Raw genomic sequence first — 21,095 nt, 5'->3', positions numbered from 1 at the left:
AAATCACCTTTGGCTTGGCGGCGTCGCTGGCCGCTGAAGTTTGCGGATTGCACATTGCCCGAAGAGAAGATTGACATGTGGCAAAGACTGGGCGACCTGGTTGGCTCGTTCAGCCAGCGCACGGGGCTGGCGGGATCGCTGGCCAACGCGCTCGACCCTGATAACTGGCTGCCGGGTGGGCGGGATGCCGCTTTCACCCTGGCGCTGATTGCGCTCGCCGCCAAAATGGCCGTGGCTGATGGTGCGGTGACCGCGTCGGAAGAGCGGGCTTTCCGCGCGACCGTCGAGATCGCTGCCGGGCACGAGGACCAGGTGGCGCGGGTGTTCAACCTCGCCAAGCAGGACGTGGCCGGCTTTGATGCCTATGCCCGCAAGGTCTCGCGCTTTTTCGCCGACAGCCCCGATACGCTCGAGCATGTGCTCGACAGCCTGTTCTACATCGCGACCGCCGACGGCATGGTGCATGAGTCCGAGCTCGATTACCTCAAGTCGGTCAGCGACATTTTCGGCTTTGACGATGCGCGTTTCGAGCAGCTGGCCAGCCAGCATGTGCAGCTGGAGGCCGGTGTCGATCCCTATGCGGTGCTGGGCCTGGCGCATAATGCCGATCCTGCCGAAATCCGCCGGGTCTATCGCCAGCTGGTCGCCGAGCATCACCCCGATCGCCTGATCGCCAAGGGCGTACCCGAGGACCTGATCGACATCGCGACAGCGCGCATGAAGTCGATCAACCTGGCCTATCAGGCGCTGACCAAGCCGCCGCAGCGTCCGTTGCTGACGAGCCCCGCGAGCGCCTGACCTCGCATCGCGCCTGCGGAATGACGCTGCGAATGTCTTGACGCCATAGGCGCGCTCCATCACAACACGCCAGCCAGTTGACCGGGTGACCGCTGGCAGTGGGGTAACCTGCTGCTGGAGGAAAGTCCGGGCTCCTTCGAAACACGGTGCCGGTTAATGGCCGGCGGGGGCGACCCCAGGGAAAGTGCCACAGAAAGTAAACCGCCGGTCTTCGGATCGGTAAGGGTGAAAGGGTGCGGTAAGAGCGCACCGGGTGCCTGGCAACAGGGATCGCACGGTAAACCCCACCGGGAGCAAGACCAAATAGGGATGACGCGGGGCTTCGGCCCCAGCCAGTTTTGAGGCCAGATCATCCGGGTTGGTTGCACGAGCGTCCTGGCAACAGGCGCCACAGATGAATGGTCACCACGTCGAAGACCTCGGTCTTCGACCCTACAGAACCCGGCTTATAGGTCAACTGGCGTTTACCTCCTGGCTGTTTTCCTCCCCACTGCGCCCAAATCCATCAAAGTCGCTTATTTGCGACGTGATGTATGAAAAAATTGACATTGTGTATGATTGAGCATACTTCTGCGGCGTGGAACTGCGGGAGCGGGCGATGACATACAAGGAAATGATTGCTGGCATTCAGTTGGTGGGGCAGGTGCTGGTCAGCATCTGGCTGGTTTATGACGGGCTCAATGGCGGGCTGGTTGGAGCCACAGTGGCCAGCGTGGCGGCCAAGTTGCTCTGGGTCATCGGCGCGGTGATCGTCTTCACCATCGTGGCGACCATCATCACCACCATCGTAGTCTCGATTGTCCGGCGTGAGGAATTCAAGGCCGAGCCCGATGACGAGCGCGACGTGGCCATCGACGCCAAGAGCCTGCGCATGGCGGGCATTTTCACATCGGTGGCGGCGGCTTTGGCCCTGTTTCCGCTGGCCTTTGGCGCCGACCCGATCTTTGCCGTCTACGCCCTGTTCGGTGCGCCGATGATCGGCGGAACGGTCAATGCCGCGCTGCAGCTCTATTACTACCGGGTTGGCTGAGCCATGGGTAAGGGACAGCCGGGGATCACCAACACTATTCGCGTGCTGCGCTTCAACGCCGGGGAGATGACCCAGGCCGCGCTGGCCGAGCGGGTAGGGGTGACGCGCCAGACCATTGTTGCCATCGAGCAGGGTCGTTACTCGCCGTCGCTGGAAGTGGCCTTCCGCATCGCCGACGCCTTCAAGCTGCCGCTGGAGCAGGTGTTCCAGTGGGCGCCGCCCGAAGCCGCGCAAGACTGATACCGCACTAGACGTTTCATGGAAAGCAAGCCCGTCAGGCCGCGCGCATGTCGCGCCGGTCAGCGGCAACGCATGGGAGAATGCAGGTGAAGATCGTGACGCAGCGCCGCTATGGCGGCCCCGAAGTGCTCGAAATCCAGGATGTGCCCAAGCCCGTGCCCGGTCCAAACCAGGTGTTGATCCGGGTCGAGGCGTTCACCGTGACCCTTGCCGACACGGCCTTCCGCAAGGCCGATCCCTTTATCATCCGGCTGTTCGCCGGCTTCCTGCGGCCAAAAAGCCCTGTGCTTGGCTCCGACATCGGCGGGGTGGTGGAAGCGATAGGGGCGGGCGTCACCCGGTTCAAAGTGGGCGATGCGGTGTTTGGCTCGGTGGGGACCAGCCTTGGCGGCGCCGCGGAGTATGTCTGCCTGCCCGATACGGCAGCGATCATCCAGCGCCCGGCCGGGCTCGACGCCGGCGAGGCGGCTGGAATGAGCTACAGCTTTCTCACCGCCCTGCCGTTCCTGCGTGACGAGGGGCAGGTCAGGCCGGGCGATCACGTGCTGATCAATGGCGCTTCGGGCAGCATCGGGGCGATGGCAGTGCAACTGGCCCGGCATTTCGGCGCCGAAGTGACCGGGGTGTGCAGCGGGCGAAACGGCGCGCTGGTGCAAAGCCTCGGCGCAAATCACGTCATCGATTACACTAAGGCCGACTTTACTCAGGCCGATAACGGCTATGACGTGATTTTCGATGCCGTCGGCAAGAGCAGCTTCGCGCGCAGCAAACGCGCGTTGAAGCCGGGCGGGATTTACCTCACCACGGTGCTGAGCCCGGCGATATTCTGGCAGATGCTCACAACGCATCGGAGCGCGAGGCGCGCCAGACTGGCCACGACGGGCCTGCGCCCGGTGGCCGACAAGCTGGCCGACATGGCGCTGCTGCGCGATCTCATCGTGGCCGGTGTAGTGCGGGCGGTGGTCGACCGGCGCTATAGGTTGTCCGAGGTCGCGGACGCCCATCGCTATGTTGATACCGAACGCAAGGCAGGCGACGTGGTCGTCGAGCTGTCGCCAGCGGGCTAGCCGGGCCTTTCCTGCTGCGGCGACTTCATATTTACGCCTGCCGCCGCATGGGAAACAGAATCTTAAGCGTCAGTAGTCAAAGTGGCCGGAAGTTTACGATCCGGCTTGGTGCCGGGAGTGGAGTAGTAGTCTTTATGGGCAAGCGTTCGATGCCCGAACCCAGCCAGATTGGCGGACCGCACGTGCCCGTCCTGCTGGACGAGGTTCTCGCCGCTTTGTCGCCGCTTGACGGCAAGCGCATCGTCGACGGCACGTTCGGGGCGGGCGGCTATTCGCGTGCCTTGCTCGAAGCTGGCGCCATCGTCATTGCCATTGATCGCGACCCTAATGTGAAGCCGTTCGCCGATGCGCTGATGGCCGAGTTCGAAGGCCGCTTCATTTTCGTTCCGGGCACGTTTTCCGAGCTGGATACCCTGGCGGCCGAGCATGGGCCGATTGACGGCGTCGTGCTCGATATCGGCGTGTCCTCGATGCAGCTCGATCAGGCCGAGCGCGGATTTTCCTTCATGCGCGAGGGGCCGCTCGACATGCGTATGAGCGGGCAGGGCGAAAGCGCCGCTGATCTGGTCAATGGCCTCGAGACCGAAGAGCTTGCCAACCTGCTCTATGCCTTTGGCGAGGAACGCAAATCGCGTCGCATCGCCCAGTTCATCGTGGCAGCGCGCGAGCTGGCGCCGATCGAGACAACGCTTGAATTGGCCAAGATCATCGAGAAGGCTATCGGCCGCAAGCCGGGTGATCCGCATCCGGCAACGCGCTCGTTCCAGGCCCTGCGCATCGCCGTCAATGCCGAGTTCGACCAGCTGGTCGAGGCGCTGTTCGCGGCCGAGCGCCTGCTCGCGGAGGGCGGGCGGCTGGCCGTCGTAACGTTCCATTCGCTGGAAGACCGCATCGTCAAGCGGTTCTTCGATCCCGACAAGGGCGGTCCCGCCCAGTCGCGGCACCTGCCGCAGGTGGTTACCGAAGAGCGGCGCTGGGTCGAGGTCGCCAAGGCGGTCAAGCCCGGTGAAACCGAACTGGCCCGCAATCCGCGTGCGCGCTCGTCGATACTGCGTGCCGCGACCCGGTCCGGCGCTCCAGAGCGCGCCGTGCGGTTCGATGGGCTGGGTGTTCCCAAGGTGCGGGGCGCCGAATGATCCGCAATATCAATATTATCCTGATTTTCACCAGCGTCCTGATGCTGGCCGGCGTCTATGCGCTCAAGTTCTCCATCGAGAACACCGCGACCGAGCGGACGGCGCTGATTGCGCTGATCGATACCCAGGAAGGTGAGCTCTCGCTGCTCAAGGCCGACGAGGCCGTGCTGGGCCAGCCGGGCTATATCGACCCGATCGTGCAGCGCCATGAGCTAGCGCTGGCGCTGTCTCCGGTGAAGCAGGAGCAGTTCGGCGCCTTCGATGCGCTGCCGATGCGTCCGGCCAAACCGAATACTCACGCCCTGGACTCCCTGTTCGAGTCGCTGGAGGCCGGCATCGATCCGATCGACGCCATCCTCGAACTGGAGGGGATCGAATAATGGCTGTGACCACCGAGAATTTCGGGCCAACCATTTCGCTCGATGGCGCGCGCAAGGTGCGCGGCAACCTCACGCAGGCGCGCATCCGCTGGATGGTGCTGGCGATGGCGCTCGGCTTTGCGCTGGTCGGCGGGCGGCTGGTTCAGCTGGGCATGGTCGTCCCCGACTCCACGATTGAAGGGCAGGCCCGCGACGTCATCACCGCAACGCGCCCGCCGATCCTGGATCGCAATGGCCTCGAAATGGCGGTCGATATCCGCGTTCCGTCGCTGTTCGCCGAGCCACGCCGCATCATCGACGTTGAAGAAGCCGTGCAGAAGTTGCGCACCGTGCTGCCCGATCTCAGCGAAGACTGGCTGCGCAACCGCTTGACCGGCGACAAGGGTTTTGTGTGGGTGCAGCGCGAGCTTTCGCCTGCTATCCAGGATCGCGTGATGCGCCTGGGCATTCCGGGCATCGACTTCATCACAGAGTCCAAGCGCTTCTATCCCGGCATGACCGAGGCCAGCCACATTCTGGGGTCGACCAACATCGACAACCAGGGCATTTCCGGCATCGAAAAGCACATGGACGTGCAGGACGTTGCCCTGTTGCAGGAGCTCGGTCTTGCGCGCGGCAATGCGCTGGCGCCGGTGGAACTGTCGGTCGACATGCGCGTGCAGCATGTGATGCACCAGCAGCTGGTGGACGCCATGACGCGCTATCAGGCCATCGCGGCCGCGGGCGTCATGATGGATGTGCGGACCGGCGAAATCATCGCCATGTCCTCGGTGCCCGATTTCAACCCGAACGAGCCGGCCACGGCGCTGGTCAAGGACAGCTTCAACCGCATCACGGCCGGTATTTTCGAGCCGGGCTCGATCTTCAAGGCTGTCACGCTGGCTGGTGCGCTCGACTCCGGCGCAGTGTCGATCAACGACCAGTTCGACGCCCGTTTCGGCGTGCGGTTTGGCCGCTACACCATCGACGACTATCGCGGCAAGCACCGCATTCTCAGCCTGCCGGAAGTATTCAAATACTCGTCCAACATCGGCACGATCCGTATCATGCAGGCGATGGGCAAGGACAATTACCGCGCGTTCCTGAACCGGCTGGGCTTTGACGAGCGCGTGCCGTTCGAGCTGCCGGAAATGCGCCTGCCGTCGGTCCCCAAGAGCTTCTCGGAAGTGTCGGCGGCAACGGCTTCGTTCGGCCACGGCCTGTCGGTTACGCCGCTCCACATGGTCACGGCCTATTCGGCTTTCGTCAACGGCGGCAACTATGTTCCGCCGACCCTGTATCGGCGTGATCTAGCCGAAGCGCAGAAGCTCTATCGTCCGGTGATCAAGCCCTCGACCAGCGCTGACCTTCGCTATCTGTTCCGGCTGAACGCCACTGAAGGCGGCGCGACGCAGGCCAACAAGCTGGCGCAGGGCTATCGCGTCGGCGGCAAGACCGGTACGGCCGAGAAGGTGGTGGACGGCCGCTATTCGTCCGCAAAAAACACCAATTTCTTCGGCTCCGTCTTCCCGATGGATAATCCGCACTATGCCATGATCATCATGGTCGACGAGCCCAAGGCCGAAAACCCGCAGTCTGGCGTCACCGCCGCCTGGAATGCGGGCCAGGTCACCGGGCGCATCATTCAGCGCGTTGCGCCGATGCTGGGCATTGCCCCCGATTTCTCCGAGGTTCTGGACAGGAACCTCACGCCTCCTGAACTTCGCTAGACTTTTGATCCCGAAGGATTCCCAACCGTGTCACTCAGTGTAACACAGCTGCTCGAAGGCTCCGGCGCCCGTCCCAAGAAGGGATTGGGCGCGGTTTTCGGTCTCAACTCCGATAGCCGCCGGATCGAGCCCGGGGACATCTTCTTCGCGCTGCCGGGCCTGAACGTGCATGGCAACCAGTTCGTGCCCGACGCCGTCAAGCGCGGCGCGCTGGCCATCGTTACCGACACTGCTCCGGTCGGCGATCCGGGCGTGCCCGTCATTATCGTTAAGGATGTGCGGGCTTCCTATGCCCGTGCCGCCTCGCGCATTTTTGAGCCGCAGCCGGAAATCACCGTTGCGGTCACCGGCACCAATGGCAAGACTTCGGTCGCCTCCTTCGTGCGCCAGATCTGGACTTATGCCGGCATTCCGGGCGCCAGCGTTGGCACGCTTGGCGTCGATACGGCAACCCGCCATATCGATGGTAGCCTCACCACCCCTGACTCGCGGACGCTGCATCAGTCGATGCGCGCGCTCAAGGCGCAGGGCATCGACCACGTGGCGCTGGAAGCATCCAGCCACGGGCTCGACCAGCGCCGTCTCGATGGCATGCATTTCGAGGCTGTGGCTTTCACCAATCTAAGCCGCGACCACCTCGACTACCACAAGGACATGGACGAATACCGCAATGCCAAGCTGCGGCTGTTCACCGACCTGCTGGTCGATGGTGGCCCGGCGGTGGTCAACGTCGATGATCCAGAGCATGAGGCTTTCATGTTCGCCGCGCTCGGCAATGGCTCGACCCTGCTGACTGTGGGCCGCGAGGGCGCCTATATCGAAATTCTCTCGATCAAGACCGAAGGCTATGGCCAGCGCGTCGAAGTGCGCCATATCGGCGAAAAGACCAGCTTCCACCTGCCGCTGACCGGCGAGTTCCAGGTCAGCAATGCGCTGATCGCGGCGGCGCTTGCCATGTCGAGCGGCGTAGAAAAGGCGCAGGCATTCTCCGCATTGACCGAGCTCAAGGGCGCCAAGGGCCGGCTGGAGCTGGTGGCCGAGCACAATGGCGCGGCGATTTTTGTCGACTATTCGCATACCCCTGACGCGCTCAAGACGGCCCTGAATTCGCTGCGCCCCTACGCCAAGAACAAGCTCTCGGTCGTGTTCGGCTGCGGCGGCGACCGGGACAAGGGTAAGCGGCCCCAGATGGGCGCCATTGCCGCCGAGCTGGCCGACGACGTGATTGTGACCGACGACAATCCACGTACCGAAGATGCTCGCACCATCCGGTCGGAAATTCTCGCGGCGGCCAAGGGCGCGCGCGAGATTGCCGACCGCAAGACGGCCATTACCGACGCGGTGAAGGCGCTCAAGCCCGGCGACGTTCTGCTGGTTGCCGGCAAGGGCCACGAGGATTACCAGATCATCGGCACCACCAAGCATCACTTCTCCGACCATGAAGTGGTCGCGGAGGCCATCAAGGGGTAAAGCCGCATGTTGCCAAGTGCGCCGGGCGACACCCTCCAAACCTCCCCCGTCCCGGGGGAGGTGCCAGATCGAGCTAGCGGCAATAATCAGCCATGACCCAGTCCCTGTACACCATCTCGGAAATCCTCGCCGCCACTGGCGGCTCGAGTGACCTAGATCCCTCCACACCCATTGGTTCCGTCACCATCGACTCGCGCGAGATCGGCCCCAATGCCCTTTTCGTGGCCATCAAGGGCGACCGTTTCGATGGGCATGACTTCGTTGATACCGCGCTGAAAAACGGTGCTGCCGCTGCATTGGTCAGCCGGGGCGAAGGGGAGCGGCGGGTGGTCGTGGCGGATGCGCTGGAGGGTCTGCGTGACATCGCCCGCGCCGCGCGGGCCCGCAGCCGCGCCACCATTGTCGGGGTGACCGGCAGCGTCGGCAAGACGACGACCAAGGAAGCCATACGCGTGGTGTTCGAGGCGGCGGGCGAAACCCATGCCTCGATCAAGAGCTTCAACAATCACTGGGGCGTGCCGTTGATGCTGTCGCGCCTACCCGAAAGCGCACAGTTCGGCGTGTTCGAGATGGGCATGAGTGCCCCCGATGAAATCCGCCCGCTGGCGCAGATGGTCCGCCCGCATATCGCTGTTATCACCACCGTCGCCCCCGCGCATCTGGAGGCCTTCGGATCGCTCGATGGCATCGCGCGCGCCAAGGCCGAGATCTTTGCCGGCCTCGAGCCCGGCGGTACCGCTGTGCTCAATGCCGACCACCCGCAGATCGGCGTGTTGCTCGATGAAGCCCGCGCGGCCGGGATCGCCAATGTGGTGACCTATGGCGAAGCGCGGGGCGCCGATTGGCGTATCATCGACATCGAAACCGCGGCAGACCGGAGCCTTGCCGCCATCGAATACGGCGACGAGCGCTTCACGCTGGCGCTGAATGTGCCCGGCCGCCACATGGTGGCCAATGCGACAGCGGCGCTGGCCGTGGCCTACCTGGCGGGTGTTGAACCCGCCGTGGCCCTGCGCGCGCTCGCCGGGTTCGGTGCGCAGGCAGGGCGGGGGGCGCGAAGCTTGCTCGGTCCCGCCGAAAAACCACTCCTGCTGATCGACGAAAGCTACAACGCCAACACCGCCTCGATGAATGCAGCGCTCGACGTATTCGCCGCCCAGACGGCAAAGGGCCGCAAAGTGGTCATCCTCGGCGACATGCTCGAGCTTGGCCCGCAGTCGCCAAGCCTGCATGCGAGCCTGGCGCCTGCTGTGATCGCGTCGGGCGCGGACCGCGTCTACCTCGTCGGCGCCGCCATGGGCGCGCTGGCAGAGGCGCTGGGCGGGGCACGTGTTGCCGCCCATACACAGACGGCCTCCGAGATGGCGGAGATCGTGCTTAACGATCTTGCCTATGGCGACGCAGTTATGGTCAAAGGCTCCAACGGCGTGGGGCTGGCGGGCGTGGTCGAAAGAGTTCGTCGTCGGTTCGAAGGCAACTGATCCCACCCAACAAGGACATCTCCATCACATGCTGTACTTTCTTGGCCAGTTGGGTGACGCGCTAACCGCGTTCAACGTCTTCCGCTACATCACCTTCCGCACGGCCGGCGCCGTCATCACCGCGCTGTTCTTCGTTTTCATGTTCGGTCCGGGCATGATCGCGCTGCTGCGTCTCAAGCAGGGCAAGGGCCAGCCGATCCGCGAGGATGGTCCAGCCGGGCACCTGCTGACCAAGAAGGGCACGCCCACCATGGGCGGGCTGATGATCCTGTCGGGCGCGGTTTTTTCGACGCTCCTCTGGGCCAATCTCAGCAATGGCTATGTGTGGGTGGTGCTGTTCGTGACGGTGGGCTTCGGCGCCATCGGGTTCTACGACGACTATCTCAAGGTCAAGCGCATGAGCCACAAGGGCTTCGGCAGCAAGCAGCGCCTGCTGCTTGAAGCGCTGATTGGCGGCATCGCGGCATTCGCGATTTCTCAGCTGGCGCAGGGCGCCTACGGCACGTCGCTGCTCTTCCCCTTCGTCAAGGACCTGGCCTTCAACCTGGGCTATTTCTACATCCTGTTTGGCGGCTTCGTCGTGGTGGCCGCGGGCAATTCGGTCAACCTCACCGATGGCCTCGATGGTCTCGCCATCGTGCCGGTGATGGTGGCGGCGTCCTGTTTCGCGCTGATTGCCTACCTCGTGGGTAGCGTCAATTTCTCCGACTACCTGCTGCTCAATTACGTCCCCGGCACCGGCGAACTCTCGGTGGTGTGCGGCGCGCTGATTGGCGCGGGCCTCGGCTTCCTGTGGTTCAATGCCCCGCCGGCGCAGATTTTCATGGGCGATACCGGCTCGCTCGCCCTCGGTGGCGCGCTGGGCACCATCGCCGTCGCCACCAAGCACGAAATCGTGCTGGCGATCGTGGGTGGCCTCTTCGTGCTCGAAACCGTGTCGGTCATCGTGCAGGTGGCCTCGTTCAAGCTCACGGGCAAGCGCGTGTTCCGAATGGCGCCGATCCACCACCATTTCGAGCATCTCGGCTGGACTGAAAGCCAGGTGGTGATCCGATTCTGGATCATTTCCTTCGTGCTGGCGCTGATCGGTCTTTCGAGCCTCAAGCTGCGCTAGTCGTCCGACAGCATCGTTGCCAACAAGTTAGCCCGCGGACCAGATCCGCGGGTTATTTTTTGCCCGATCACTTCTGTGGGTTGAGTCGCAAAACGCAAATCGGTTCGGAAATCGGTAACCATCGGTGGTTACAATTCGATGCAGTTTGTATCGAGTTCCCGGCTTTCCCATGATGTTCTCCCGTGCCGAAAAAACGCCCCTGGCGGAGTGGTGGTGGTCCATTGACCGGGAATTGCTGGGGGCGCTGATCTTGCTGCTCACCTGCGGCATGGTGCTGAGCTTTGCGGCGAGCCCTCCGGTGGCTGAACGCATCGGGCTTTCGCCGTGGTTCTTCATCATCCGCCACGCGCTGTTCGCGCTAGCAGCGGTGCCGGTTCTCATCGTCACATCCCTGCTCAACCACCGTCAGGCGCGGCTAGCGGCCTTGCTGACGCTGGTGGTCAGCCTCATCCTGTTGTGGGCAACCCTGCGTTTCGGCACCGAGGTAAAGGGCGCGCGGCGCTGGATTTCCTTTGCCGGGCAGTCCGTGCAGCCCTCCGAATTCGTCAAGCCGGCCTTCGCCGTGATCGGCGCCTGGCTGTTCTCTGAATCGATGATCCATCGCAACGTGCCGGGGCGCATCTTGGCGACGCTAGTGATGGGCGCCATTGTGGGCGCGCTGCTGTTGCAGCCCGACATTGGCCAGACCGCGCTGGTCGTGGCCACCTGGGCCGTGCTGCTGTTCCTGTCGGGCATTTCCTGGTTCATTATTTTCGGCCTGGCCGGAGCGGCGGGCGCGCTGCTGGTTGGCGCCTATCTGTTCTTCCCGCACGTTTCGCGCCGTATTGACACCTTCCTCAACCCCGAAGGGGGCGGCAACACCTATCAGATCGACCGCGCACTGCAGTCGCTGCTCGAAGGCGGCTGGTTCGGTCGCGGTCCCGGTGAATCCATCGCCAAGAAGCTGATCCCCGACGCCCATGCCGACTATGTGTTCTCGGCCGCGGCCGGCGAGTTCGGCATCCTGTTCTGCATGGTGCTGGTGGCGCTGATCGCTTTCATCGTGCTGCGTGCCATGATGGGTGCCCAGCGCCAGTCGAGCCTGTTTGCGCGTCTTGCCGCATCGACACTGGCCATTCAGTTCGCCATGCAGTCGGGTATCAACCTGGCGGTCAATCTCAACCTCATGCCTCCCAAGGGCATGACGTTGCCATTCGTTTCCTATGGCGGCACCTCGATGCTCGCCATCGCCTTCGCAATGGGGCTGATGCTCGCCCTGACACGCACCAAGCCCGAGGAACGCATGGCAACCGGCCTGCCCAGCTACAAGAGCGCTGTCGCTCCATTGGCGCCCGCAGAATGAAGAAGTTCATGCTCATGGCAGGTGGTACCGGGGGGCATCTCTTCCCGGCCATGGCGTTGGCGCAGGAGCTTGTGCGGCGCGGCCATACCGTCGAGCTAATGACCGACCATCGCGTCGAAAGCTACGGCGCCGATTTCCCGGCCAGCCAGATCCACATCGTGCCGTCGGCGACGCCCTCGATGGGCAACCCGATCAAGTTCATGTCCGCCGGCTTCACCATTCTCGGTGGCATTGCCGTGGCGTTCGGCAAGCTGGGCGCCTCGCGGCCCGATTGCGTCATCGGCTTTGGCGGCTACCCCACCTTTCCGCCCTTCGTGGCGGCCAACCTGAGGGGCATTCCCGGCATCCTGCACGAGCAGAATGCCGTGATGGGCCGCGCCAACCGTGCGCTGGGCCGTTTTGCTGACCTGCTAGCGATGAGTTTCGCCCAGACCAAGTTTGCCGATGGGCTGAACCTGGAAAAGGTCGTGACAGGCAATCCGGTGCGGGACCGGGTGCGTGCTGTTGCGGGCACGGACTATCCCGAATTGACCACGACCGGTCCGATCCGCCTCGTGATCTTCGGCGGCAGCCAGGGCGCCAAGGCGCTGTCCGATATCGTGCCATCAGCCATTGCGCAGGTGCCGGACGAGATACGTCACCGGCTGCAGATCGTGCAGCAGTGCCGCCCCGAAGACCTCGACCGGGTCGCCGAAATCTACCGTCAGGCCAAGGTGAATGTCGAACTGGCGGCGTTCTTCACCGACCTGCCGGAGCGCATCGCCAACAGCCATCTTGTCATTGGGCGCTCGGGAGCGTCGACCATTGCGGAACTGACCGTTCTGGGACGTCCGGCGATCCTGGTGCCATTGCCTGGCGCGCTCGACGCCGACCAGAAGAACAATGCCATGGTTGTGGAGGCTGCGGGGGGCGGCTGGGTGGCTGAACAGGCCACGCTGTCGCCGCAATCTCTAGGCACTCGCCTCACGACCCTGTTAACCGACCCCGTTACTCTGACCAAGGCCGCCGCGGCCGCCCGCTCCCTGGGCCAGCCGCACGCCGTGGAACGTCTGGCGGACCTTGCCGAAATGCTCTCGGGCAAAAACCTCGAAGTGGAAACTCGCTCATGAATATGCCGGAAACCCTCGGACCGGTGCACTTCGTCGGCATCGGTGGCATTGGCATGAGCGGCATTGCCGAAATCCTGCACAACCAGGGCTATATCGTGCAGGGCTCCGACGCCTCGGCCAATCCCAATGTGCAGCGCCTGCGCGACATGGGCATCACCATCCATATCGGCCAGTCGGCCGAAAACTTGGGTGAAGCCGAAGTCGTGGTGATTTCCTCCGCGATCAAGAAAGACAATCCCGAGCTGATGGCTGCGCGCGCCCGTGCGCTGCCCGTGGTGCGCCGCGCCGAAATGCTCGCCGAGATCATGCGTTTCAAGAACGCGATTGCCATCGGCGGCACCCATGGCAAGACCACGACCACGACGCTGGTTGCGACCCTGCTTGACGCCGGTGAGCTGGATCCGACCGTCATCAATGGCGGCATCATCAACGCCTATGGCACCAATGCCCGCCTGGGTGGCGGTGACTGGATGGTCGTCGAGGCCGACGAGAGCGACGGAACCTTCGTCAAGCTCCCGGCCGACGTCGCTGTCGTCACCAATATCGACCCAGAGCATCTCGACCACTATCGCGACTTCGAAGGCGTCAAGCGCGCCTTCCGTCAGTTCGTCGAAAACGTCCCCTTCTACGGCTTTGCCGTGATGTGCCTCGACCATCCGGTCGTGCAGGCGCTGGTGGGTGAAATCCAGGACCGTCGCGTCATCACCTATGGCACCAATCCGCAGGCCGACGTGCGCCTGGTGGAGCTCAAGACCATCAATGGCGTCAGCCATTTCTCGGTCGAGATCCGCGATCGCATCCGGTTGACCCAGTTGCGCATCGATGGCCTCGAACTGCCTATGCCCGGCGAGCACAATGCGCTGAACGCCACTGCCGCCATCGCCGTGGCAGACCAGCTGCGCGTTCCCGCCGATGCCATCCGCAAGGGGCTCAAGGGCTTTTCGGGCGTCAAGCGCCGCTTCACCAAGACCGGTGAAGTGGGCGGGATCACCGTCATCGACGACTATGGCCACCACCCGGTCGAGATCGCCTCGGCGCTGCGAGCCGCGCGCCAGTCCACCCGTCGCGACGTCATCGCCGTGGTGCAGCCGCACCGCTACAGCCGCCTCAACGACCTGTTTGCTGAATTCGCGGCCTGCTTCAACGATGCCGATACGGTCATCGTGGCGCCAGTCTATGCCGCAGGCGAGCAGCCAATCCCCGGCGTGACCCACGAAGAGCTGGTGCATCGCATCATCGCGCGCGGTCACCGCGACGCGCGCGTGCTCGACAAGCCGGAAGACCTGGCCAAACTGATTGCCGGGCGCGCGGCCGATGGCGACTACGTCGTGTGCCTGGGCGCAGGCAACATCACCTCATGGGCCGCGGGGCTGCCGGCTGAACTCGGCGCGCTGCTGAGCAAGGACGTAAAATGAACTATCCCGATCTGATCCCCCAACTGGGCCCATGGATTTCCGAAGTCCGTGGCCGCCTGATCCCCAACCAGATGCTGAGCGAAGTCACCTGGTTCCGCGTCGGCGGCCCGGCGCAGCTGTTCTTTACTCCGGCCGACGAAGCGGACCTGGCGTTCTTCCTCAAGAACCTGCCGGCCGATATTCGCACCACGGTGATCGGGTTGGGCTCGAACCTGCTCATTCGCGACGGCGGTGTTGACGGCGTCGTGATCCGCCTCTCGGGCAAGGCTTTCGGCGGTATCGAGGTGCTGGACGATCACAGGATCCGCGTCGGCGTATCGCTGCCCGACGTCAAGGTCGCAACGGCCGCTGCCGAAGCCGGCATTGACGGGCTGACCTTCTATCGCGGCATTCCCGGTGGCATTGGAGGGGCGCTCTACATGAATGCCGGCTGCTATGGCACCGAGACGCGCGATCGCATGGTCGAGTTGCGCGCCGTGACGCGGCAGGGCGAGATCATCACTCTGACCAATGCCGATATGGGCTATCACTACCGCAAGTCCAATGGCCCGCGCGGCGCCGTGTTTACCTCGGCGGTTTACCAGGGATTTGCAGGAAATCCGGAAGAAATCTTGCAGCAAATGCGAGAAATCACGGAGAAAAGAGAAAGCAGTCAGCCGACAAAAGCCAAGACCGGCGGCTCTACTTTCAAGAATCCTGAAGGCCATTCGAGCTGGAAACTGGTCGACGCAGCTGGGGGCAGGGGCCTTCGGGTCGGCGGCGCCCAGATGAGCGAGCTGCACGCTAACTTCCTGCTGAATATCGACAATGCCACGGCGCACGACATCGAAACGCTGGGTGAGACTGTACGCAAGAAGGTCCGCGCCAATTCGGGCATTGAGCTCAAATGGGAAATCCGCCGCATGGGCCATTTCCTGCCCGGCCAGGAAGTCCGGGAATTCCTCGACGGCGACGTTTTCACCGGAGCGGTGTGATGACGGCCATTTCTGCGCGCGCAACGACTTTTAGGACCAAGCCATGACCAAGCACGTCGCCGTTCTGATGGGCGGATTGTCCAACGAACGACCCGTTTCGCTCAGCACCGGGGCCGGGTGTGCGGCGGCGCTGCGCAATGCAGGCTACCGGGTCACCGAGGTGGATGTCGGCTATGACGTCGCCGAGCGCCTGCGCGAGATTGCGCCCGACGTGGCATTCAACGCGCTGCATGGGCGGTTTGGTGAAGACGGCACCATCCAGGGCGTGCTGGAATTCCTGCGCATTCCCTACACCCATTCGGGCGTGCTGGCCTCGGCGCTGGCCATGGACAAGCACCAGGCCAAGATCATGCTCAAGGCCGCCGGCGTGCCGGTAACCGACCACGTGGTTGCGAGCCGGGCCGAAGTGGGCCGCGCACATGTGATGGCGACACCCTATGTGGTCAAGCCCGTGGCCGATGGCTCCAGCTTTGGCATTATCATCGTCAAGTCCGGCCAGTCCCATCCGCCCCAGGAAATCCTGGGCGAGGACTGGAAGGGTGGCGAGGAGCTGATGGTGGAGCGCTACATCCCTGGCCGCGAGCTGACCTGTGCCGTGATGGGCGATGTCGCGCTGCCAGTGACCGAGATCGTGACCGACCTGGCCTTCTACAATTACGAGGCGAAATACTCCGCTGGTGGATCACAACATGTTATCCCGGCTCAAATTTCACCGAAAATTTACGACAAAGTGCAGAAGATGAGCCTGAAGGCACATGCCGCACTTGGCTGCCGTGGCATCACCCGAACTGACTTCCGCTACAACGAAGCAGCGGGAGAAGATGGTGAGCTTGTCTGTCTGGAAATCAACACCCAGCCGGGCATGACCCCCACCTCGCTGGCGCCCGAACAGGCGCTGCATGCAGGGCATTCCTTCGAAGAACTGGTCGCCTGGATGGTGGAGGACGCGAGTTGCAACAGGTAAAGAGCGAGGCCTTTCTCGCTGGCGCACGGATAGTGGATCCACGCGCATTGCCTGTCCCTGTCCGCTCTCCGCGACGCAAACTCCGCAATAATCTCGGCCGGGCCTGGCTGCTGCATCGCCGCGCCATCATGCGTGGCGCTGCCGTGGTGGCCCTGCTGGCGGCGGCCGGGGCCATTTATCAGCTGCGCGAGCCCATCGGCGCTGCAGCGGTAACCCTTGCCGACGTGGCGCAGGGGCGCTTTGCTGCGGCAGGCCTGGCGATCGGAGAAATCTCAATTTCTGGCCAGACGCTGACCAGCGAGCAGGCCATTTTCGATGCGCTGGGCATTGAACCCTATACCTCGACCATGAGCTTCGACGTTGAAAGCGCACGTCAGCGCATTGCTGAGCTGCCGGCCATTGAAACTGTCACGGTGCGCAAGACCTATCCGGGCGACGTGATCGTCTCGGTCACCGAAAAGGTGCCGGTCGCGCGCTGGCGCGTCGACGGGATCACCTTCGTGGTCGATGCGACGGGCGAACAGATTGGCGAAGACCGCGGTGCCTATGTCGACCTGCCGCTGGTTGTCGGCGACGGCGCCAATGACGATGCCATGGTGATGATTCGCGCGCTGGAGCAATTCCCGGAGCTCAAGGATGGGTTGGTGGCGCTGTCGCGCATCGCTGACCGCCGCTGGGACATGATCTACGATACCGGCCTGCGGGTGCAGTTGCCCGAGCTGGGCGTAGCCCGTGCGCTGCGCAATCTTGCCGGCTACCAGACAGACTATCAGTTGCTGGAGCGCGATCTGACAGCCATCGACATGCGAGTTGATAGCCTGGTGGCGGTGCGTCCGACCAAGACGGCAGAAGATCTGGCGGCGGATGAATTGGCTCGCAAGGCCGCCATTGCCGAACGGGCCAAATCGACCAAGCCCTACCCAATGCCGCCCCGCGAACTTCCTTCTGTAACTCTTGGCCAAGCGACCACCCAGCAATGATGACCGACGCCATGACTTCCCGTCTTCGCCCCGTTCAGCCCGGCAAGACCACTCTGGTTGCGGTGCTCGATATCGGTTCGACCAAGATGTGCTGCGTTATTGCGCGCCTGACGCCTCGGGCGGAAGGCAAGGCGCTGCGCGGCCGTAGCCATCAGGCCGAGGTGATCGGCTTTGGCTATGGTCCCTCTGCCGGTGTTAAAAGCGGCGTTGTGACCGATATCGAAAAGGCCGAGCACGCCATTCGCGCCGTCGTGGGCATGGCCGAGCGTGCGGCAGGGCTGACGCTCGAAACCGTCATCGTCAACGTGACTGCCGGGCGTCTCGGCTCGGAGACCTTCTCGGCTGCCGTGTCGCTGGATGGTCAGGAAGTCGAAAAGACCGATATCTACCGCGTGTTGCGTGCGGTCAACGAACGCTCGGTTCGCCCTGAGCGGTCCATCATCCACGCGTTGCCGATCGGTTACTCCATCGATGGGCAGAAGGGCATTCGCGACCCCAAGGGCATGGTCGGCGACAAGCTTGGCGTCGACGTTGCCGTGGTGAGCTCCGAAACGCTGGCCATGCGCAACCTGGAACTGGTGCTGCATCGCTGCCACCTGCAGATCGAAGCACTGATGGCGACGCCCTATGCGTCGGGGCTGGCGACGCTGGTCGATGACGAGGCCCAGCTAGGCGTTGCATGCATCGACTTTGGCGGCGCGACCACAACCGTCTCGGTGTTCAACGACGGGCATCTGGTTTATGCCGATGCGATTGCCATTGGCGGCCATCACCTGACGCTCGATATCGCCCGCCAGCTGTCGGTCAGCGTGGCTGACGCAGAGCGCCTCAAGACCTTCTATGGCTCGGTGCTGCCCGGGCAGGCCGACGAGCGCGACCTGATCGCGATCCAGCCCGTGGGCGCCAGCCACGATGAGGCGCCGGGGCAGGTGGCTCGCTCCGTCCTGACCCGCATCATGCGTCCGCGCATCGAGGAGATCCTGACCGCCATCCGCGACCGCATGCAGGCGACCGGCATGATGGATGTGTGCGGCCGTCGCTTCGTGCTGACCGGCGGCGCCAGCGAGATGACGGGCTTGCCTGAAGTGGCCCGGCGCACGCTGGCGCGCAATATTCGTACCGGTCGTCCGATGGGCATTGCCGGCCTGCCGGAGATGGCCAAGGGGGCAGCCTTTGCCACTGTCGCTGGCATGCTGATCTACCCCCAGGTATGCAGCCAGGAATATGTCGAGCCTCGCGCCAGCCGCAAGCTGACCGGCACCGACGGCTACATTGCCCGCGTCGGGCACTGGTTGCGAACGAGCTTCTAGCAAGGAGCGGTGTCGATCTGTTGACACTGCGGGATCACTGGCGCATGCAGGCGCTGTTGATGGCCAAGCCATTTCAGAACCGAGATAATCCCATGAATCCCGACAGTCGAAGTTCGACGTCGCTACCGCTAGCAGCCTCTCGCCTCTGACGGTCTAGCCGCAGGGCAGGCCGTGTGCGGTTACTGCCCAGGAGTTAGCCAATGCTGCGCTGCTACAAGTATGACCTTGCCCGGCTGGTCGAAGTCCCCACCTCTGACATTACGACGGCCACCAATCTGGTGTGGCTGGACCTGTTCAATCCGACGCCCGAGGAAGAGGCGCTGGTCACTGGCTTGACCGCCGTTGTCATCCCGACCAAAGCCGAGATGGAAGAGATCGAGCTGTCCGCTCGGCTCTATACCGAGGACGGTGCCGAGTTCATGACCATGACGGCGCTTTCGGGCCTCGACACCGACGATGCGGTCAAGACGGCGATCACCTTCATTCTCAAGGGCAAGGCCCTGATCAGCGTGCGCTTCGCCGATCCCAAGCCGTTCCTAGCGTTCCTGTCGCGTGCGCAAAAGCCGAAAAGCGTGCCCTGCATCAGCGGCGAGCAGGTGTTCCTAGGCCTGCTCGAAGCCATGACTGATCGCACGGCCGACGCGCTGGAGCGGTTGGGCAACGAGATCGACCAGATTTCGCGCGATGTGTTCCGCAAGAAGAAATCGACTGCCGAGAAATTCCAGCAGGACCTGCGTTCGATCATCGTGCAGATCGGCAACAAGGCAGAGCTGCTCACCATGGTGCAGGAAAGCCTAGTTAGTATTTCGCGGCTCATCGCCTATCACGGCGCGGGCAATGATGGGACGACCAAGCTGGCGCGCGACGCCCGGCAGATGGCCAAGTTGATCCAGCGCGACGCGCTTTCGCTCGGCGAGCATGCGCGGGCGCTGTCGACCAAGATCAATTTCCTGCTCGATGCGACGCTGGGGCTGATCAATCTTGAGCAGAACCAGATCATCAAGATCTTCTCGGTTGCCGCCGTGGTGTTGCTGCCGCCAACCCTTATCGGCTCGGTCTATGGCATGAACTTCGCCTATATGCCTGAATTGGAATGGACCTGGGGTTACCCCTTCTCGCTGGGGCTGATGGTGCTCTCGGCGGTGCTACCGTTCCTCTATTTCAAGCGGCGCGGCTGGCTCTAGGCCGGCAATTGAGGCGTGGCCCGCTGGCGCCACGCTTCGGCAACAACAGCGGCGACCTGTTCGATGGGGCGGGTCGTCGTGTCGACCTCAATATGATAGCGGCAATAATCGTGCGTCTTGAGGTGGTAGGCGGCTTCGCCCACCTGCCGGTCACCACGCTCGTGCTCGCGGCGTTCCAGAATCGTCAGCGGTGCATGCACGCCGACCCAAAACACGTCAAAGTTGCGGGTCAGTTCGGCCAACTGGTCGGCCCAAGACTGCTGTTCCACGATATGCTCGACGATCAGGTCGTTCCCTGCTTCGGCAAATCCGGCGATGGATCGATGGAACCCGTCGAAGAACCGCTCCCTGCCATCCGCCCGATATCGGGGATCGATCGGGCGAAACCCCGCATCGGCGAGCTGGTCGGAAGCATAAAGGCTGAATGGTTCATCAAGCTGGGCACGCAGCGCATGCGCCAGGGTTGATTTGCCGGCACTGGACGTGCCGTTCAGAAAGATAATGCGTCCGCTCGTCATTGCGATTTCCAGGTTGCGACAGGTGGAAGCACTACCACTTGCGCGCCGCATCGTCCCCAAACGCGACTGACAATCGTCTTCGGGTCGCCGCCTCAAAGGCATCTGGCCAGGCGATATCCAGTTGTTTGGCCATGGCTCGTGCCCGCGGCATGAACTCTCGGGCGATGGCAAAGTTGGCGTCGATGAGCGCGTCGCGCTCCAGCGGCGGGTAGGGTAAGGTGCGCAGCACCGCCATCGCCTCGGGTGACAAGACTTTGGACTGGTGCAGGATGCCGCCGGGATCAGGGTCAGTCACGGACTGCATCAGAAGGCCTGCCAGGTGATCGCGCATCATGCCCAGCCCCAGAGCCATGGTCACATATTCCTGCCGTCCGCTCCCTACAGGCAGCAGCCCCAGCATGCGGATGAATTCGTGGATGACATATCGGACATAGCCGGGGTTTGGCCCCTTAGGTGGCATGCTGTCGGGCAGGTCGTCATAAAGGCCGTCGCGATCGATCAGCGGCTTGAGGCGATCCTTTGCGCGGGTCATCAGCGTGGGCGCCGTCTGGATGGCAACGTCGCAGCGCAGCCAATCCTCCGAGATCGCGTTGATGACCAGGCGCTCGCCATCCATCTGGTTCCAGAAGACGATGGGGGTAATGGACTGGAGTGCCTCTTGCCAGGCGATGGCCACCTCTGTCTGATCCTCGGGAGCGGCGGCGATCACGAAGTCTATGTCGCTCCATTGGTCCGCAGTGCCGCGGCCCAGGCTGCCACCGAGAAACAGTCCTCGCACTGCCATCAGTGGCGCCATTTTTGCAGTGACGGCTTCTATGAAGGCCTGCTGGTCCATGGTCCCCTCCCAAGTGGCGGCAGAGGACCACATCACTTC

General features: G+C 63.2%; 20 protein-coding genes and 1 other RNA gene. 19 read left to right on the top strand and 2 right to left on the bottom strand.

All coding sequences use genetic code 11. From position 1 onward, the window contains the following. Window positions 1-75: 75 nt before the first annotated feature. From ACZ5WT_RS00160 to ACZ5WT_RS00070, 19 genes are all read left to right on the top strand, one after another. Window positions 76-798, top strand: coding sequence for a TerB family tellurite resistance protein (locus ACZ5WT_RS00160; protein WP_464285362.1), 723 nt, complete (start codon window positions 76-78; stop codon window positions 796-798). Between the two features lie 73 nt (window positions 799-871). Then, window positions 872-1,263: RNase P RNA component class A (rnpB, locus tag ACZ5WT_RS00155), an RNA gene on the top strand. Between the two features lie 133 nt (window positions 1,264-1,396). Next, complete coding sequence (locus ACZ5WT_RS00150; protein ID WP_464285361.1) at window positions 1,397-1,828, top strand: hypothetical protein; 432 nt, start codon at window positions 1,397-1,399, stop codon at window positions 1,826-1,828. Window positions 1,829-1,831: 3 nt separating this feature from the next. Further along, the gene (locus tag ACZ5WT_RS00145; RefSeq protein WP_464285360.1) at window positions 1,832-2,068 is read left to right on the top strand and encodes a helix-turn-helix transcriptional regulator; all 237 of its coding nucleotides are present in this window, start codon (window positions 1,832-1,834) and stop codon (window positions 2,066-2,068) included. Between the two features lie 86 nt (window positions 2,069-2,154). Continuing rightward, the gene (locus tag ACZ5WT_RS00140) at window positions 2,155-3,135 is read left to right on the top strand and encodes an NAD(P)-dependent alcohol dehydrogenase (RefSeq protein WP_464285359.1); all 981 of its coding nucleotides are present in this window, start codon (window positions 2,155-2,157) and stop codon (window positions 3,133-3,135) included. 134 nt (window positions 3,136-3,269) lie between these two features. After that, window positions 3,270-4,271, top strand: coding sequence for a 16S rRNA (cytosine(1402)-N(4))-methyltransferase RsmH (rsmH, locus tag ACZ5WT_RS00135; RefSeq protein ID WP_464285358.1), 1,002 nt, complete (start codon window positions 3,270-3,272; stop codon window positions 4,269-4,271). Next, on the top strand, window positions 4,268-4,651 hold the full coding sequence (gene ftsL / locus ACZ5WT_RS00130; RefSeq protein ID WP_464285357.1) for a cell division protein FtsL: 384 nt from the start codon (window positions 4,268-4,270) through the stop codon (window positions 4,649-4,651). Before rsmH ends, ftsL begins: the two co-directional genes overlap by 4 nt. Beyond that, the gene (locus ACZ5WT_RS00125; RefSeq protein ID WP_464285356.1) at window positions 4,651-6,360 is read left to right on the top strand and encodes a peptidoglycan D,D-transpeptidase FtsI family protein; all 1,710 of its coding nucleotides are present in this window, start codon (window positions 4,651-4,653) and stop codon (window positions 6,358-6,360) included. The genes ftsL and ACZ5WT_RS00125 overlap by 1 nt, the downstream gene beginning before the upstream one ends. Before the next feature lie 27 nt (window positions 6,361-6,387). Then, window positions 6,388-7,830 (top strand): UDP-N-acetylmuramoyl-L-alanyl-D-glutamate--2,6-diaminopimelate ligase, encoded by a 1,443-nt coding sequence (locus tag ACZ5WT_RS00120; protein WP_464285355.1) that lies wholly within the window; start codon window positions 6,388-6,390, stop codon window positions 7,828-7,830. Window positions 7,831-7,922: 92 nt separating this feature from the next. Then, window positions 7,923-9,311: a UDP-N-acetylmuramoyl-tripeptide--D-alanyl-D-alanine ligase gene (locus ACZ5WT_RS00115; protein WP_464285354.1), complete on the top strand. Its 1,389-nt coding sequence runs from the start codon at window positions 7,923-7,925 to the stop codon at window positions 9,309-9,311. A 28-nt stretch (window positions 9,312-9,339) separates the two neighbouring features. After that, window positions 9,340-10,425 (top strand): phospho-N-acetylmuramoyl-pentapeptide-transferase, encoded by a 1,086-nt coding sequence (mraY, locus tag ACZ5WT_RS00110; RefSeq protein ID WP_464285353.1) that lies wholly within the window; start codon window positions 9,340-9,342, stop codon window positions 10,423-10,425. 172 nt (window positions 10,426-10,597) lie between these two features. Next, on the top strand, window positions 10,598-11,767 hold the full coding sequence (locus ACZ5WT_RS00105) for an FtsW/RodA/SpoVE family cell cycle protein (protein ID WP_464287250.1): 1,170 nt from the start codon (window positions 10,598-10,600) through the stop codon (window positions 11,765-11,767). Next, a complete protein-coding gene (gene murG, locus ACZ5WT_RS00100) occupies window positions 11,764-12,876 on the top strand; it encodes an undecaprenyldiphospho-muramoylpentapeptide beta-N-acetylglucosaminyltransferase (protein ID WP_464285352.1) in 1,113 nt (370 codons plus the stop codon). Before ACZ5WT_RS00105 ends, murG begins: the two co-directional genes overlap by 4 nt. Next, the gene (murC, locus tag ACZ5WT_RS00095) at window positions 12,873-14,291 is read left to right on the top strand and encodes a UDP-N-acetylmuramate--L-alanine ligase (RefSeq protein WP_464285351.1); all 1,419 of its coding nucleotides are present in this window, start codon (window positions 12,873-12,875) and stop codon (window positions 14,289-14,291) included. The genes murG and murC overlap by 4 nt, the downstream gene beginning before the upstream one ends. Continuing rightward, on the top strand, window positions 14,288-15,265 hold the full coding sequence (murB, locus tag ACZ5WT_RS00090; protein ID WP_464285350.1) for a UDP-N-acetylmuramate dehydrogenase: 978 nt from the start codon (window positions 14,288-14,290) through the stop codon (window positions 15,263-15,265). The genes murC and murB overlap by 4 nt, the downstream gene beginning before the upstream one ends. 43 nt (window positions 15,266-15,308) lie before the next feature. After that, window positions 15,309-16,229, top strand: coding sequence for a D-alanine--D-alanine ligase (locus tag ACZ5WT_RS00085; protein WP_464285349.1), 921 nt, complete (start codon window positions 15,309-15,311; stop codon window positions 16,227-16,229). 47 nt (window positions 16,230-16,276) lie between these two features. Continuing rightward, entirely contained in the window at window positions 16,277-17,209 is a 933-nt protein-coding gene (locus ACZ5WT_RS00080) for a cell division protein FtsQ/DivIB (RefSeq protein WP_464285348.1), read from the top strand. Between the two features lie 11 nt (window positions 17,210-17,220). After that, window positions 17,221-18,519, top strand: a complete 1,299-nt coding sequence (gene ftsA, locus ACZ5WT_RS00075; RefSeq protein ID WP_464285347.1) for a cell division protein FtsA — start codon at window positions 17,221-17,223, stop codon at window positions 18,517-18,519. A gap of 200 nt (window positions 18,520-18,719) precedes the next feature. Further along, the gene (locus tag ACZ5WT_RS00070) at window positions 18,720-19,703 is read left to right on the top strand and encodes a magnesium transporter CorA family protein (protein ID WP_464285346.1); all 984 of its coding nucleotides are present in this window, start codon (window positions 18,720-18,722) and stop codon (window positions 19,701-19,703) included. Here the strand turns inward: ACZ5WT_RS00070 and ACZ5WT_RS00065 are convergent. Together ACZ5WT_RS00065 and ACZ5WT_RS00060 are read right to left on the bottom strand one after the other, a co-directional pair. Further along, entirely contained in the window at window positions 19,700-20,221 is a 522-nt protein-coding gene (locus ACZ5WT_RS00065; protein ID WP_464285345.1) for a chloramphenicol phosphotransferase CPT family protein, read from the bottom strand. The genes ACZ5WT_RS00070 and ACZ5WT_RS00065 overlap by 4 nt on opposite strands. A gap of 31 nt (window positions 20,222-20,252) precedes the next feature. Continuing rightward, window positions 20,253-21,056: a nucleotidyltransferase domain-containing protein gene (locus ACZ5WT_RS00060; protein WP_464285344.1), complete on the bottom strand. Its 804-nt coding sequence runs from the start codon at window positions 21,054-21,056 to the stop codon at window positions 20,253-20,255. Window positions 21,057-21,095: the final 39 nt, after the last annotated feature.

This window comes from Devosia sp. T2-14, from assembly GCF_055397495.1.
The sequence above is the reverse complement of the archived record's forward strand: the minus strand, read 5'-3'. Positions and strand labels throughout refer to the sequence as shown.